13 protein-coding genes are annotated in these 14,664 nt (G+C 73.3%); 7 read left to right on the top strand and 6 right to left on the bottom strand.

The features are described 5' to 3' along the window. The first annotated feature begins 47 nt into the window (after positions 1 to 47). Positions 48 to 740, top strand: a complete 693-nt coding sequence (locus JW592_RS08000; protein WP_209264219.1) for a GPR1/FUN34/YaaH family transporter — start codon at positions 48 to 50, stop codon at positions 738 to 740. A 35-nt stretch (positions 741 to 775) separates the two neighbouring features. Here JW592_RS08000 and JW592_RS07995 read toward each other — a convergent pair whose 3' ends face one another. Next, the gene (locus JW592_RS07995) at positions 776 to 2,446 is read right to left on the bottom strand and encodes an acyl-CoA dehydrogenase family protein (RefSeq protein ID WP_209264218.1); all 1,671 of its coding nucleotides are present in this window, start codon (positions 2,444 to 2,446) and stop codon (positions 776 to 778) included. A gap of 17 nt (positions 2,447 to 2,463) precedes the next feature. On the opposite strand from JW592_RS07995, the gene JW592_RS07990 reads away from it, so the two are divergent. The 3 genes from JW592_RS07990 to JW592_RS07980 all read left to right on the top strand — a co-directional run bounded on the left by JW592_RS07990 (position 2,464) and on the right by JW592_RS07980 (position 6,767). Next, positions 2,464 to 3,654, top strand: a complete 1,191-nt coding sequence (locus JW592_RS07990; RefSeq protein WP_209264217.1) for a YihY/virulence factor BrkB family protein — start codon at positions 2,464 to 2,466, stop codon at positions 3,652 to 3,654. A 237-nt stretch (positions 3,655 to 3,891) separates the two neighbouring features. Next, complete coding sequence (gene rsgA / locus JW592_RS07985; RefSeq protein ID WP_209264216.1) at positions 3,892 to 5,040, top strand: ribosome small subunit-dependent GTPase A; 1,149 nt, start codon at positions 3,892 to 3,894, stop codon at positions 5,038 to 5,040. Between the two features lie 185 nt (positions 5,041 to 5,225). Continuing rightward, entirely contained in the window at positions 5,226 to 6,767 is a 1,542-nt protein-coding gene (locus tag JW592_RS07980) for a DNA-3-methyladenine glycosylase 2 family protein (protein WP_209264215.1), read from the top strand. Here the strand turns inward: JW592_RS07980 and JW592_RS07975 are convergent. Beyond that, entirely contained in the window at positions 6,721 to 7,140 is a 420-nt protein-coding gene (locus tag JW592_RS07975; RefSeq protein WP_209264214.1) for a PPOX class F420-dependent oxidoreductase, read from the bottom strand. The genes JW592_RS07980 and JW592_RS07975 overlap by 47 nt on opposite strands. Positions 7,141 to 7,265: 125 nt before the next feature. Between JW592_RS07975 and JW592_RS07970 the strand changes: the two genes are divergently transcribed. Further along, the gene (locus JW592_RS07970; protein ID WP_209264213.1) at positions 7,266 to 8,393 is read left to right on the top strand and encodes a protein phosphatase 2C domain-containing protein; all 1,128 of its coding nucleotides are present in this window, start codon (positions 7,266 to 7,268) and stop codon (positions 8,391 to 8,393) included. Between the two features lie 9 nt (positions 8,394 to 8,402). Here the strand turns inward: JW592_RS07970 and JW592_RS07965 are convergent, their stop codons facing one another. Next, positions 8,403 to 8,777, bottom strand: coding sequence for a MerR family transcriptional regulator (locus JW592_RS07965; RefSeq protein WP_209264212.1), 375 nt, complete (start codon positions 8,775 to 8,777; stop codon positions 8,403 to 8,405). A gap of 151 nt (positions 8,778 to 8,928) precedes the next feature. On the opposite strand from JW592_RS07965, the gene JW592_RS07960 reads away from it, so the two are divergent. Further along, on the top strand, positions 8,929 to 10,188 hold the full coding sequence (locus JW592_RS07960) for an MFS transporter (RefSeq protein ID WP_209264211.1): 1,260 nt from the start codon (positions 8,929 to 8,931) through the stop codon (positions 10,186 to 10,188). Positions 10,189 to 10,237: 49 nt separating this feature from the next. On the opposite strand, the gene JW592_RS07955 is transcribed toward JW592_RS07960, so the two are convergent. Together JW592_RS07955 and JW592_RS07950 are read right to left on the bottom strand one after the other, a co-directional pair. Further along, the gene (locus JW592_RS07955) at positions 10,238 to 11,392 is read right to left on the bottom strand and encodes a DUF2637 domain-containing protein (protein ID WP_209264210.1); all 1,155 of its coding nucleotides are present in this window, start codon (positions 11,390 to 11,392) and stop codon (positions 10,238 to 10,240) included. Positions 11,393 to 11,610: 218 nt separating this feature from the next. Continuing rightward, positions 11,611 to 12,462: a (2Fe-2S)-binding protein gene (locus tag JW592_RS07950; protein WP_209264209.1), complete on the bottom strand. Its 852-nt coding sequence runs from the start codon at positions 12,460 to 12,462 to the stop codon at positions 11,611 to 11,613. A gap of 140 nt (positions 12,463 to 12,602) precedes the next feature. Between JW592_RS07950 and JW592_RS07945 the strand changes: the two genes are divergently transcribed. Continuing rightward, positions 12,603 to 13,424 (top strand): GntR family transcriptional regulator, encoded by an 822-nt coding sequence (locus JW592_RS07945; protein WP_209264208.1) that lies wholly within the window; start codon positions 12,603 to 12,605, stop codon positions 13,422 to 13,424. An 89-nt stretch (positions 13,425 to 13,513) separates the two neighbouring features. Here the strand turns inward: JW592_RS07945 and JW592_RS07940 are convergent, their stop codons facing one another. After that, positions 13,514 to 14,416 (bottom strand): hypothetical protein, encoded by a 903-nt coding sequence (locus JW592_RS07940; RefSeq protein WP_372446466.1) that lies wholly within the window; start codon positions 14,414 to 14,416, stop codon positions 13,514 to 13,516. Between the last annotated feature and the right edge of the window lie 248 nt (positions 14,417 to 14,664).

Below are 14,664 nucleotides of genomic sequence, written 5' to 3'. Positions count from 1 at the left end.
GAACGGACACCCGGGCGCCCCGCACGCGGACGCTGGAGGCAGGCACAGTGCACGATGAGCACAGCGAGCGACAGACACCCGGACCCGCCGCGGCCCGGATCTTCTTGCGGCCGGTTGCCAGCAGCCTTCCGCTGGGCCTCTTCTCCTTCGGCATGGGCACGATCCTGCTGTCGGCCGACCAGCTGCACTGGGTGCCGCTGCGGCACACCGGCCAGCTGTTCGTCCTGATGCTGGTGTTCGTCGTACCGTTGCAGCTGCTCGCCGGAGTGCTGGCCTTCCTCGCGCGCGACTCCGACGCCGCCGCCTCGATGCCCACGCTGGGCGCGACCTGGGGCGGGACGGCCGTGCTGTCGCTGTTGCAGCCGCCGGGAGCGCGCAGCCTGGCGCTGGCGGTCTTCCTGCTGTCCGCCGCCGCCTTCGTGCTGATGCTCGGGCTGGTCGCGTTCGCCGGGAAGCGGGTACTCGGTGTGCTGCTGACGCTGGCGGCCGTGCGGTACGCGCTGGACGGCGTCTACGAACTGACGGGCGTCGGTGCCGTACAGACGGCGTCCGGCTGCCTCGGCGTGGCTCTGGCGGGCATCGCACTGTACGGGGGGACGGCGGCGCTGCTGGAGGAGATGACCGAGCGGTCGCCGCTGCCCCTCGGCAGGCGGGGCCGGGCGCGTACAGCCGTCACGGGAACCCTGTCGGACCAGCTCGTCACCGTGCGGAACGAGGCAGGCGTCCGCCGCCAGCTGTGACCGCCCGGCCGCGGCCGGCCAGGACCGGTAAGGCCCTACGCCGCCGGCAGCGCCCGCTCCACGATCGCCCTCAGGTCCAGTCCTGAGGGCAGCGTGCCGAAGGCCGCACCCCAGTCGCCGCCCAGTCGCGAGGCGCAGAAGGCGTCCGAGACCGCCGTCGGCGCGAACCGCACCAGCAGCGAGCCCTGCAGCACCAGCGCCATCCGCTCCACCAGCCGCCGCGCCCTGGACTCGATCCCTTCCAGGTCCGCGAGCTGCGCGAACACGTCCTTCGTCGCGGCGTCCAGCCGGTGGTCGGCGCCGTGCGCCTGCCCGATCTCGGTGAGGAAGGCGTTCAGCGACCCGGGGGAGCGCTGGAGCGCACGCAGCACATCGAGGGCCTGGACGTTCCCCGAGCCCTCCCACAGCGAGTTGAGCGGCGACTCGCGCAGCAGCCGCGGCATCGGCGACTCCTCCACATAGCCGTTGCCGCCGAGGCACTCCAGCGCCTCGCCCGCCAGCGGAACGCCCCGCTTGGTAACCCAGTACTTCGCCGTCGGCAGCGCCAGCCGCAGGAAGGCGCGGTCAGCCGCCGCCTGTTCGCCCTCACCCGCCGCACTGTCGTACGCGGCGGCCAGCCGCAGCGCCAGCGTGGTGGCCGCCTCCGACTCCAGCGCCATGTCCGCGAGGACGTTCCGCATCAACGGCTGCTCGATCAGCGGCTTGCCGAACGCCGAGCGGTGCGCGGTGTGGTGGACGGCCTGGACGACCGCCTGCCGCATCAGCGCGGCCGAGCCCGTCACACAGTCCAGCCGGGTCGCCGCCACCATCTCGATGATCGTCGCCACCCCGCGGCCCTCCTCGCCGACGCGGCGCGCCCACGTGGTGCCGTCGAACTCCACCTCGCTGGAGGCGTTGGAGCGGTTGCCCAGCTTGTCCTTGAGCCGCTGGATACGGAACGCGTTGCGGGTGCCGTCCGGCAGCACCCGGGGCACCAGGAAACAACTGAGCCCTCCCGGGGCCTGCGCCAGCACCAGGAAGACGTCCGACATCGGCGCCGAGCAGAACCACTTGTGGCCCAGCAGCGTGTACTCGCCCTCGCCGCTGCCCTCGCCCGTCAGCGGCACGGCCTCGGTCGTGTTGGCCCGCACATCGCTGCCGCCCTGCTTCTCCGTCATGCCCATCCCGGCGATCGCGCCCCGCTTGGCGCTCGCCGGCCGGTCCAGGCCCCAGTCATAGGAGTGCGAGCTCAGCCGCGGCTCCCACTCGGCGGCCAGCGCGGGGTCCTTGCGCAGCGCGGGCACGGCCGCGTGCGTCATCGAGACCGGACAGCTGTGCCCCGCCTCCACCTGGGACCACACATGGAAGCCTGCCGTACGCAGCAGCTGCCCGTCGGGCCGCGACCACGCGTCCGTCAGCCCGGCGCCCACCGCCCGCTCCATCAGCCGGTGCCAGGAGGGATGGAACTCCACCTCGTCGATCCGGTGCCCGTACCGGTCGTGGGTACGCAGCACAGGCGGGTACTCGTTGGCCTGCCGGCCCCACTCCTGCGCCTCGGCCGAGCCCGCGGCGCGGCCCAGCTCCGACAGCTCGGCGCGGGCCTCCGCGGCGTGTTCGGGGGCCACATGGCGGGCAACGCCTTCGGCCAGTGCGGGGTCGGCGGCGAAGACGTCGTAGTCGACCAGCGGCGGAGCCTGGTTGGTCACGGTGTGTGTCGAGGGTGGCATACAGATACGTTAAAGAGGTGCGTGCAGTCGAGGAAACCCCTGAGCAGACCGCCGGACGGGCCCCGCGGTGGGCTCCCCGGCGGTCCCACAGCCAGTTCCGCAGGGCGCGGGTGAAGTACCGGGACGTCCCCAAAAGGAGGATGGCCTGGCTGCTGCTCAAGGACACCGTCAACTCGTGCATGGAGTACCGCGTGCTCGGGCTGGCGGCCGAGGCGGCGTTCTTCACACTGATCTCGATCCCCCCGCTGCTGCTCGGCGTGATCGGCCTGCTGGGCTACCTGGACTGGATCGGCGCCGACACGATCGAGATGATCCGGCGCAACTTCCTGGACGCCTCAGCGACCGTCCTCTCCGACCGGGGCGTCGACCAACTGGCGCGCCCGCTCATCGACGACGTGATCAAGGGCGGGGGCCCCGACGTGATCTCGCTGGGCTTCGCGCTGGCCCTGTGGTCCGGCTCGCGGGCCGTGAACGTCTTCATCGACACCATCACCGTGATGTACGGACTGGACGGTCGGCGCGGCATCGTCAAGACCCGGCTGCTGGCCTTCTTCCTCTATCTCGTGGCCCTGGTGATCGGTGCCGTGGCGCTGCCGCTGATGGTGGCAGGACCGGACGCGGTACTGCGGCTGGTCCCGCAGGCCGAGTGGGTGGTCGGCGTCTTCTACTGGCCCGTCGTGCTGCTGCTGTCCATCGTCTTCCTCACCACGCTGTACCACGTCTCCGTGCCGGTGCGCTCCCCTTGGCGGGAGGACATCCCCGGCGCGCTGGTGGCCCTCGTCATGTGGGTGCTCGGCAGCTTCCTGCTGCGGCTGTATCTGACGAACACCGTCGAGGGCCCCACCATCTACGGCTCGCTGGCCGCGCCGGTGGCGGTGCTGCTGTGGATCGGCGTCTCGGCATTCGCCGTGCTGGTGGGAGCGGCCGTGAACGCGGCGATCGACCATGTCTGGCCCTCGGTGGCCACGGCAGCGGCGCGGCGCGCCAACGAGCGGCGCCGGGAGGAGGCGGCCGCCGAGGTCGTCGCAGCGGTCGCCGCTCGGCGCCGCCGGATGGAGGAGTACGAAGACGGCGAGGGCGACGGCTTCGACCTGGACGCTCCCGCCGAGTTCCCCGAACGCTGGACCAAGTTCCTGCCGCCCGAGGACGTCCGGGGCCGTCTCCTGCGCCCCCGGGGCCGCGATCGCGGTGACGACAGCGAGGGATAACAGGGTGACGACAGCGAGATAAACGGTGGCGGCGTGGCGCCCTGCCGGGCTACTGTCCGACCGGACCCGCACGGTGGCGCACGAGCCCGCCGTGCCCTGCGACAAGAACGGAGGTGTCACTGATGGCTGTCATCGCGCTGGGCGCTGCCCACAACCAGTCCGTCACATTCACCTCCGCGGCCACCGGCTGACTCTTCCTTTCCGGAGCCGGGGCCGCCCTTGTGAAGGGTCAACCCCTTGTCGCAGCACACCTCGCACACTCGCGCTCACACATCCGCGCAGGATCACGCCGTACTGGCCGCCTACGGTTGGGACGCCGGCTGGCACGCGGCGTACGCACGGGCGATCGCCGACCCGGCCACCGCCGGCCCCGACCCGCTGCCCGGCCGGGTGGTACGGGTCGACCGTGGCCGGTGCGACCTGGTCACCCCGGTCGGCACCCTGCGTGCGGACACCGAGTTCGTCGTCCCACGCGACCCCATGCGGGTCGTGTGCACCGGCGACTGGGCGGTCGTCGACGCGGACGGTGCCCCGCCGTACGTACGGACGCTGCTGCCCCGCCGTACCGCCTTCGCCCGCTCCACCTCCTCCAAGCGCTCGGAGGGCCAGGTGCTGGCCGCGAACGTCGACCACGCGCTGATCGCCGTCTCCCTCGGCGCCGAGCTGGACCTGGGACGTATCGAGCGGTTCATCTCGCTGGCGTGGAGCAGCGGCGCCCAGCCGCTGCTCGCCCTCACCAAGGCGGACCTCGTCCCCGACGCCGTGACCGTCGGGCACCTGCTCACGGACGCGGAGACCGCCGCACCCGGCGTCCAGGTGCTGCCGGTCAGCGCGGAGACGGGCCAGGGGATCGACATCCTCGCCGCCGTCCTCGCGGGCGGCACCACGGCGCTGCTCGGCCAGTCCGGCGCGGGCAAGTCCACGCTCGCCAACGCGCTGCTGGGGCGCCGGGCGCAGACCGTCCAGGCCATTCGCGACCGGGACGGCAAGGGACGGCACACCACGACCACCCGCAACCTGCTGCCCCTGCCCGCCGAGACGGGAGGCGGTGTTCTGATCGACACCCCGGGGCTGCGCGGTGTCGGCCTCTGGGACGCCGAGGACGGTCTCGGCCAGGCGTTCTCCGAGATCGAACAGCTCGCCGCCGAGTGCCGGTTCCAGGACTGCGCGCATCGGGAGGAGCCCGGCTGCGCCGTGCTGGCCGCCGTCGAGGGTGGTGTGCTGCCCGAGCGTCGGCTGGAGAGCTACCGCAAGCTGCTGAGGGAGAACGCCCGCTTGGCCGCCCGTACGGATGCGCGGTTGCGCGCCGAGCAGCGTCGGGTTTTCAAGCAGCGGCAGGCACTGGGGCGGCACATGAGTGAGCGCAAGCGCGGTCGCCGCCGCTGATGGTGCCGCGCGGTTCTTGGGCCCCCTCCCGGTTCTTGGGGGAGGGGGCGCCGCTTGCTGCCGCGTGCAGTCTGCGGGTGAGTTCGCGGCCGCTCGCGCAGTTCCCCGCGCCCCCGACGGGCGTCCCGACGGCCATGTCCGATTTCCGCTAGCTCTTGCCCAGGGCACTGCCCACACTGGGGAACGTGACCACACAAGACAGCAGGTACGAGGCCGTACGCAGCAGGGACGCCCGCTTCGACGGGGTGTTCTTCCTCGGCGTACGCACCACCGGGATCTACTGCCGACCCAGCTGCCCGGCCGTGACGCCGAAGCGGGAGAACGTCAGCTTCTACCCCACGGCGGCGGCCGCCCAGGCCGCCGGCTTCCGTGCCTGCCGCCGGTGCCGCCCGGACGCGGTGCCCGGTTCCGCCGAGTGGAACGTACGCGCCGACCTGGTGGGCCGCGCGATGCGGATGATCTCCGACGGGGTCGTGGACCGCGAAGGCGTCGCCGGACTCGCCCAGCGCCTCGGGTACAGCCCACGCCAGGTGCAGCGCCAGCTGACCGCGGAGCTCGGCGCGGGTCCCGTCGCGCTCGCCCGAGCGCAGCGGGCGCACACCGCGCGTGTGCTGCTCCAGACGACGCCGCTGCCCGTCACCCAGGTCGCGTTCGCGGCCGGATTCGCGAGCGTACGGCAGTTCAACGACACCGTCCGCGAGATCTACGCCCGTACGCCCAGCGCATTGCGCGCCGCCTCGGCGCGGGGCGGGCACGGCCCGGCGGGCCGCCCCGAGGTGCGGGACGCGGCGACGCACGGTGGCGGGGCCGCAGCCGGGGTCCCGCTGCGGCTGGCCTACCGGGGCGCGTACGCGACCGAGCAGGTCTTCGGCTTCCTCGAGCGCCGCGTCATACCGGGCGTCGAGGAAGTGCTGGGCGAACCCGGCAGCCGCACCTACCGCCGCACACTGAACCTGCCGTACAGCACCGGCATCGCGGAGGTCGACGAGTGCCCGGCGCGCAGCGGAAAGGGCTGGCTCGAATGCCGGCTGCACCTGGGTGACCTGCGCGACCTGACGACCGCCGTGCAGCGCATACGGCGCCTCTTCGACCTGGACGCCGACCCGTACGCGGTCGTCGAGCGGCTCGGCGGCCGCACGGCGCTGGGCGAGTTGGCCGCCCGCACACCGGGGCTGCGCTCACCCGGCGCCGCCGACACGCACGAGCTGGCGATCCGCGCCGTCCTCGGCCAGCAGGTCACCGTCGGTGCCGCGCGCACGCTGGGCGGCAGGCTCGTCGCCGCGTACGGCAAACCGCTCGCTTCCCCCGCCGGCACCCTCACCCACCTGTTCCCCGCGCCCGACGCGCTCGCCGAGGCACCACTGACCGAGCTGGGCATGCCCGAGACCCGCCGCCGCACCATCCGGGCCGTCGCGGCCGCCCTCGCGGACGGCACCGTCGTGCTCGACCCGGGCGCCGACCGGGAAGAGACCGAACGGGCACTGCTGGCCCTGCCCGGAGTCGGCCCGTGGACGGCCGGCTACATGCGGATGCGCGCCTTGGGCGACCCGGACGTCTTCCTGCCCGGCGACGCGGGCGTACGGCACGGACTGGCACTGACCGGGGCCGCGCCCGGCGACGCCGACCAGTGGCGCCCGTGGCGTTCCTACGCGCTGCACCACCTGTGGTACGCGACGGGCCTCACTCCTCCGCCAGCCCCCAACTGTGCACCTTCCGCGGGTGAATGACGATCAGCTCGTCACTGAAGTGCGGACCCAGGTCGTGCGGCCCCTCGCGCAGCTCGGCCACGCCCCGGATCTCCACGCCGCGCACCCGCCACGGCTTGAGACTGACGATGTCGTCCACGACCAGCGAGAGACGCGGCTGGGTGAGCAGGTTGCGCCACTTCTTCGTCGTACCGAGCGCGTAGCCGCCCACCAGGACCGTGCCGTCGTCCTGCGGGAAGAACCCGACCGGATTGTTCTGCGGCTGCCCCGCCGTATCCACCGTCGCCAGCCGCCCGAGCCGCTGGGAGGCCAGGAATTCCCGCTCGGCGGCGGAGAACTCCCAGCCGCCGGAACCGGCGGGAGCGGCACCGGAATTCTGTGTCACCTGTGTCATACCGGCAGTGTCGTACCCCCCACTCGGCCCCGCATCGGAACCCGGTCGTACCCCCGTCCCCGCCTTCCGCCCTAGGTCCTGCCCCACCGGTGCCGGACCGACCCGGAGGAGGGGACAATGAGGCCATGAGCCGACAGGGGGCACAGGGTGGTGGGCAACCCCGGGACTGGTGGGCGCAGTTGTACGACCCGCGTGCTCCCGATACGGGCCGGGCCCGGGCCTCGGACAGCTTGGATGAGCGCTACCGCTCGGTGAGCCGCACCCTGACCGACGCCTCCGGCGCGGAGCCAGGACCTTCCGGCGCCGTCGCCCCGGAGCCCGCGGGGGTGCTGCCGATGACCGACCCCGGCTCGGTGGCCGAGGTGGTGCCGGACACGGTGCTGGAGGGGACGCGGTACGGGCGCGCCGCGCTGCGGGCGGCTTCGGTACGCGGGGAAGCGGCGCGGCGTGCAGGGGAGTTGCGCACGGACGCGCTGTTGGTCGTACGGTTCGGAGCGGGCGAGGACGGGTTGCTGCTGGCCGCGGTGGCGGCAGGGGCCGGGTCGGGACCCGGCGGGCACCGGGCCGCGCGCGAGGTGTGCCACTCGGTAGGGGCTGCCGTGGGCCGTAGCAGCGCGCGGCTCGTGGCTGATCTGCGCGCGGACCGCAGGAGCGAGCTCCAGCCGGGCCTGCACCGGCTGACGGACCGCGCCTTCGGCAGGCTGCGCGCCAAGGCGGCGGCGCTGGGTCTTGAGCCCGGCCGGTACACCGCCGACCTGCGGTGCCTGCTGCTGCCCGCCGATCCCCGCTGCCGTACGCGTGTCGCGTTCGGCACCGGCGAGGGCGGGCTGTTCAGGCTGCGCGGCGGCGCCTGGCAGGACATCGGGCCTCCGGCCACCATGTTGTGGCCGCCGGAGCGGGATTCGGTGATCGGCCGTGATCCGGCCGCCGGCGCCGCGGCGGCCCGGGACGGGTTCACCCCCGCGCAACCGCCCGAGCCCGCCCGAACCGAGCCGTTCCGCTTCCGCTCCTGCGCCGCGGACCCCGGTGACGTGCTGCTGCTGTGCGGTCCCGGTCTGGCCGAGCCGCTACGTGCCGCGCTGTCCCCTGCCGGGCAGCCGCACGCCGAGCCGACCCTCGCGGACCGGCTCGCCGCCCGCTGGGCGCCCCCGGGAGGGGAACTGCCCGGACCCGGCGCCTACCTCGACGAGTTGGGGCGCGGTGGTGAGGGTTCTGACGGGGACCGTACGGCGGTCACCATCTGGGAGAGCTGACCGGCAGTCTCACGCCTGCGGCGCCCGGGTGGCGCGTACCGCCTCCAGGTACTCGGCGATGGCGTCCCGGTTGCGGCTCAGGCACTCCACGCGTGCCGTCATGCGCTCCAGTTGGTCCTCGAGGGTGGCGAGCATCTCGGGGGTGGCGTCCTGGAAGTGGATGACCCTGGGCTTGTCGAGGCACGGCAGGATCTGTTTGATGATCCGGGTGGGGAGCCCGGCGTCGAGCAGTCCGCGGATCTGCAGTACACGGTCGACGAACCGCTCGTCGTAGTCGCGGTAGCCGTTGGGCAGGCGGTCGGCGACGATGAGGCCCTGTTCCTCGTAGTAGCGCAGCAGGCGCCTGGGCGTTCCGGTGCGCTCCGAGAGTTCTCCGATTCGCATACCGCGCCCCTCGATCTGACCGGCCGGGTTAGGTTGCGGTTCCGGGTTCGGCTCGGAGCCCGGTTCCGGTTCCGGTTCCGGTTCTGTTTCTGGTTCTGGTTCTGGTTCGATTTGACCTTCACATCAATGTGAGGGTTCGAGCATACCGGCCATGCGAACCGACACCGCGCATGCAGCGCACACCGCGACCGGGGCAACGCCCCCGGCTTCCCCTGAAACCCCCGCGCCCCGGGCCGGCGACCGCCAGCGCCTGCCGCTCGCCGCCCTGCTGGCGCTGGCCACCGCCGTCTTCATCACCAGCCTCACCGAGACCCTGCCCGCCGGACTGCTGCCCGCGATGAGCGCGGATCTCACCGTCAGCGAGTCCGCCATGGGCCAGACGGTCACCGTCTACGCGGTCGGCACCGCTCTCACAGCCATCCCGCTGACGGCGTTCACCGCCGGGTGGCGGCGCAAGCGGCTGCTGCTGACGGCGATGGCGGGCTTCGCCGCGGCCAACACCGTCACGGCCGTCTCCACCGACTACACCCTCACCATGGTGGCGCGCTTCGTCGCCGGGGTGGCCGCCGGGCTGGCCTGGGCGCTGCTGGCCGGCTACGCGCGCCGCCTGGTGCCCCCGCACCTGGGCGGCCGGGCCATCGCCATCGCCATGGCGGGAATTCCGGTGGCGCTCTCGCTGGGCGTCCCCGTCGGCACCTTTCTGGGCAGGGCGCTGGGCTGGCGGGTCGCCTTCTGGGCCATGACGGTGCTCACCGCCGCACTGCTCGCCTGGATCACGGCCGCCGTCCCCGACCAGCCCGGGCAGCGCCCGGAGGCGCGGACACCCATGCTGCGCGTCCTTCGGATACCGGGGGTGGCACCCGTGCTGTTCGTCACGCTCGGCTATGTGCTGGCCCATACGGTGCTCTACACCTACATCGCGGCCTTCCTGGGCGACGCGGGGCTGGGCGGTCAGGTCGACCGCGTCCTGCTGGTCTTCGGCGCCGCGTCCCTTGCCAGTATCTGGTTCGTCGGCGCGCACATCGGGCGCAGGCTGCGCGCCCTCACGATCGGGGGCGCGCTCCTGGTCGCCGTCGCGGCAGCCGCGCTGGCGGTGGCGGCCGACAGCACACCGCTGGTGTACGGCGCGGTCGCCGCGTGGGGACTCGGCTGGGGAGGGGCACCGACGCTGCTCCAGACGGCCGTCGGAGAGGCGGGCGGTGAGTCCGCCGACGCCGCGCAGGCGATGCTCGTCACGCTGTGGAACGCGGCCATGGCGGGCGGCGGCGTGGTGGGCGGCCTCCTGCTGGACGCCTTGGGCGCCGGAGCCTTCCCGTGGAGCGTGCTGGCGCTGATGGCGCCGATGCTGGCCGTGGTCCTGGTGGCCCGCACCCACGCCTTCCCGGCACGGCGCGCCAACGCCACCGGGTGAGGCGCCCGGATCACGCCCCCGCCGAGGTGCCGGAGGCGTGACCGTACCGTCAGCCGAACTGGCGCTCGATCTGGGCCAGTTTCTCCTCCAACGTGTCGAGCCGGGGACTGGCGGCGTTCTTCTCACCGCTGATCCCCTCCCCCTCCCGGCCCAGATCACCGCGGGCAGCGGCGCTGTCGTCCCCCACGGCCTGCAGAGCGGGTCTGCTGCGCGGCACGGGCGCGGCGCTCACCGCGGGCAGGTCGGTGGGGCGCTCGCCGGGGACCGGCGAGGCAGCCGGGGAAGCGGGCGGCGAGGCCGCCGTCGCGGGGCTGCCGATCTCGACCTCCACATGGGGTCCCGGCTGGCCGCGGCCCCGGCTCCAGCGCCGGTGCTGCCGGTTGATGGCCTTGACCCGGGCCCGGTCCAGGCGCTCCTGGTCCTTGCGGCGGAGCCGCTCCTGCTCACGCCTGCGCCGGTCGTCGCGTACCTCGTCGACGGCCTCGTCCAGCGTCCGCACGCCCTCCAGGAGCATCAGCGACCATGCCCCGAACGTCTCGCGGGGAGCCCGCAGCCAGCGGACGATACGGATCTGCGGCAGCGGCCTGGGCACCAGGCCCTGGTCGCGCAGTGCGGCGCGGCGGGTCTGCTTGAGCGCGCGGTCGAACAGGATCGCCGCCGAGAGGGACATGCCGGCGAAGAACTGCGGGGCGCCGTCGTGGCCGACCCCGCGCGGCGCGTGCACCCAGTTGAACCACGCCGCTGCGCCCGCGAAGATCCACACCAGCAGCCGCGATCCCAGCGAGGCGTCACCGTGGCTGGCCTCGCGTACGGCGATCATCGCGGAGAACATCGCGGCCCCGTCCAGCCCGAACGGGACCAGGTACTCCCAGCCGCCGCTCAGCCCCAGGTTCTGCCTGCCGAAGCCGACCAGTCCGTGGAAGGAGAGTGCGGCGGCCACGGCGGCGCAGCAGAACAGGAGCAGATACGCGGCTGTCGCGTAGAGGGTCTCCTTCCGGCGGCGCCGCTCCTCCATGCGCTCCCAGGAGTCGGGCTCTCCGTGCCCGCCCTGGGCCGTGGCCGCATCGTCCCCGGCTGAGGCACCGCTCTCGGCGGAGGAGCCGTGGCGGCGCGAACGTGCCATCACGAGCACCGCGGTCAGAGTGCCGACGAGCAGTACGGCGCTCGGCAGCACCCAGTTCAGCGATATGTCGGTCAGTCTCATCGGGTGTGCCCCTTGCCGCGCGGTACCGGGGCGCGCACATCACGGACGCCGCGTACGGGCCCGTACGTGCGCGGGGCGGTGCCGCGCTCGCGCTCTGGCTTGCTTCGTGTTGCCGAGAATCTTTACGGCAGCGCGGTACCCCTATGGGGGGTTTCAGGGCAAGAGAACGCCAAAAGGGGGGCACCGAGGGCCGACAGAGGTGCGTGGGGTCGAACTTCTCAGCGGGTGCCGGTCATCCGCTCGATACGTTCGGCGTCGCACGTACGGGGGCAGGTGACACAGGTGTCCTCGGGTCGGAGGGTGTAGAAGAGGCAGCAGCTCGCCCGGTCACGGGTGGTCAGCGCGGCGCCGTCGGGCGCTGTCAGCCGGCGGAAGCCCGCCGGCTGGGCGAACGGTTTCAGCGAGCCGGGGAGCAGGAGTTCGGCCTCCGCCTTCGCGCGCGGTTCCTCGCCCAGCAGATGGCCCAGATACCAGAGCCCTTCGGTGATCTCGTCGGTGGCCATCCCCCACAGCGCCCGCGAACCGCGCCGCATCCGCGGCCTGAACCCCTCCAGCACGGGGGCCAGATGGGCCGCCACAGCGCTCCGCACCTCGGCGCGCAGGGCCTCCTCGCCGGACACCACCCGGGCCCCGGGCGCAGTTGCCGCCGGGTCGTCGGGCAGGCACGCGAACTCTTCGATACGGACCGCCAGCCGGCCCAGCGACCGCTGGAAGGTCACCGCATCGACGGGCAGCCTCGGTACCCGCCGCTGCAGGAACCAGGGGATGGTCACGAGCAGGCAGACGGGCCAGGCGTAACGGTGCAGCCCGAAGCTGGCGATGACCTCCGGGCGGCCCGGCTGCCCGTAGTCGCGCAGAATCTGCTCCTCGTCCCAGGCCAGGAACGAGTCGAGCGCCTCGCCGCCGGCCGCCAGGGTGCTCGCGCGGACCCAGCCCGCGCCCCCGGGCAGGGGCTCACCGGCCGTGGTCTCGGTCACACGCAGCGAGGGGAACACCTCGGTCAGCCGCGCGTACGCCGCACGGAAAGGGGAGACGTCAGGGGCTACGCGGGCGAGGGTGGGCACGGCCATGAGGACCACCGAATCGACGATCGTTAGCAGGTAAGCCTTACCTTAACGGATTGTGCCCGAGGTTTGATCTCGTGTCGCGTCGGCCTAGGGTGCACGGCAGCCTGCACTGGTGATGACGTACGGAGAGTGCTGGGGGCCATATGGAGCAGAGCCGAGCGCGGTCGGCCACGGCGCCGACAGCCGTCTCACGGACCGCCGTCGCACCGACAGCCGTCTCGCCGACAGCCGTGTGGCCCGAGAGCGTGCCGGACGCGGTCCCCTTCGCGTCGCTCGAAGCGAGTACCGGACGGGAGCCGGAGCCTGCCACCCGCGGCGAGCACACCCACAGCGAGCCGGCGCCCCCGAAGGTGGTGCCACAGCGGCACTCCGTGCGCGACCAGATCCTGGAAGCCCTGCGCGACGCGCTGCTCTCCGGCGAACTCGTCCCTGGCGAGGTCTACTCCGCACCGGCTCTCGCGGAGCGCTTCGGCGTCTCGGCCACACCCGTACGGGAGGCGATGCAGCTCCTGGCGAGCGAGGGCGCCGTCGAGACGGTGCCCAACAGGGGCTTTCGCGTGGCCCGGTACAGCCCCCGCGACCTCGCGGAACTCTCCGAGATCCGGGCCCTGCTGGAAGTGCCGGCCGTACTGGCGCTCGCCCGGTCCCAGCCCGCGGAGCGCTGGACCCGCCTGCGGCCGCTGGCCGAGGACACCCTGCGGGCGGCGGCGTGCGGGGACCGCACCGCGTACGCCGAGACCGACCGCGCCTTTCACCGGGGCGTGCTGGAGCTGACCGGCAACCGGCAACTGGTCGCGGTGGCCGAGGACGTACAGCGGCGGGCGCATCTGTCGGCCCTGCGCGCCTCGCCCGCACCCCGCACCACCGATCTGCTGGCCGAGGCCGCCGACCACCTCGCACTGCTGGACGCGCTGACGGACCAGGACCTCCCCGCGGTCGAGCGCCTGGTACGCGGCCACTTCTGACCTGCGAGCGACCCCCTTGTGGCGGCCGGTACACGGTCGCTCGGAATGGGCGGCCGACGGCTCGTGAGGCCGAAGCGTCGGCCGCCGCGTCACCCCTCGTTCGGTGACGCCCCCTCAGCGGCGGCGTCCGCGGTGGCCTCGCTCTCGGCTCCGCCGGTGTGCGCCTCGCTCTCGGGCGCGTCGGGCAGCCGGCCCGCGAGCCAGGTGGGCACCCCGCCCAGCAGCCGGAACAGCCGCCCCGCCTCCCGGCGCAGCCGGGTCGCCTCCGGCGCCGACTGTACGTCGGCGAGCGAGGCGAGCGCGGGCGCCATACCGACCAGGAACCCCAGCTCCTCGCGCAGCCGCAGCGACTCGGCGAAGCCGTGGCGCGCCTCGGCCAGTTCGCCCTCGCGCGCCGCGAGCCCGGCCAGATGCCGCCAGGTCGAGGAGCACAGCAGCAGGTCACCGCGTGCGGTCGCGCCCGCGTGCGCCCTGCGGTACGCGGCCCGCGCCGACTCCGGGGTCTCGCTCAGGTTCTCCGCCAGCAGCCCGCGCCGGAAGTCCAGCATGGCGCGGCCCGGTGCGTTGGGCTCCAGCAGCGCCGCGGCCCGGCCGAGCGCGGCCCGCGCCTCGTCGGTGCGGTCGCGTACGCCCAGTACGGTGGCCGCGTAGGCGAGTTGGCCGCGTTCGCAGGCCGCGGCGCCGCGGTCGTCGTCCACCTGCGCGACCGCCTCGGCGACGCGCAGCGCGTCCTCGGCCGCCGCCCAGTCGTCCGCCGTGTACATGCACCGTTCGACGAAGAGCGCGGCTCGGCCGAGCGCCGCCTGCGGGTACTCGTGGGCGTACGGCTCCAGCAGCGCAGCCGCGTCCTCCCAGCAGCCGCGTGAGCGCAGTCGCCACACGGCCCGGCCCAAGGGGGTGTCAGGACCCATCGCAGGTGGGCGCCCCTCGCGCTCCGTGGGTCCTATGGGGTCTGTGGTGCCTGCGGGATCCAGCCTTTCCGAACGTGACATGGCGGTGTCCGCCACAGTGCCCTCCCCAAGCGCGCCGTCGAGCCGGATGTGATCGCATCACAGCACGGGTGGAGCCGCCCGGCCAAGAGGCTGGTGTGAATCAGTTCACAAAGTTTTACCGGCGACCACGGAGTGCCAAGTAGAGGGCAAGGCTCGGAGAGGGGCCGGAAGCGAGGGCCAGAGGGCCGGAAAAGGGCAGCACGGAGCCCGGAGGGGGCAGCGGCGGGGCCCTGACCGGGGCCGGACGG

The organism is Streptomyces spirodelae (assembly GCF_017676385.1).
Lineage (GTDB): Bacteria > Actinomycetota > Actinomycetes > Streptomycetales > Streptomycetaceae > Streptomyces > Streptomyces spirodelae.
This window is presented reverse-complemented; position numbering and strand designations above follow the sequence as displayed.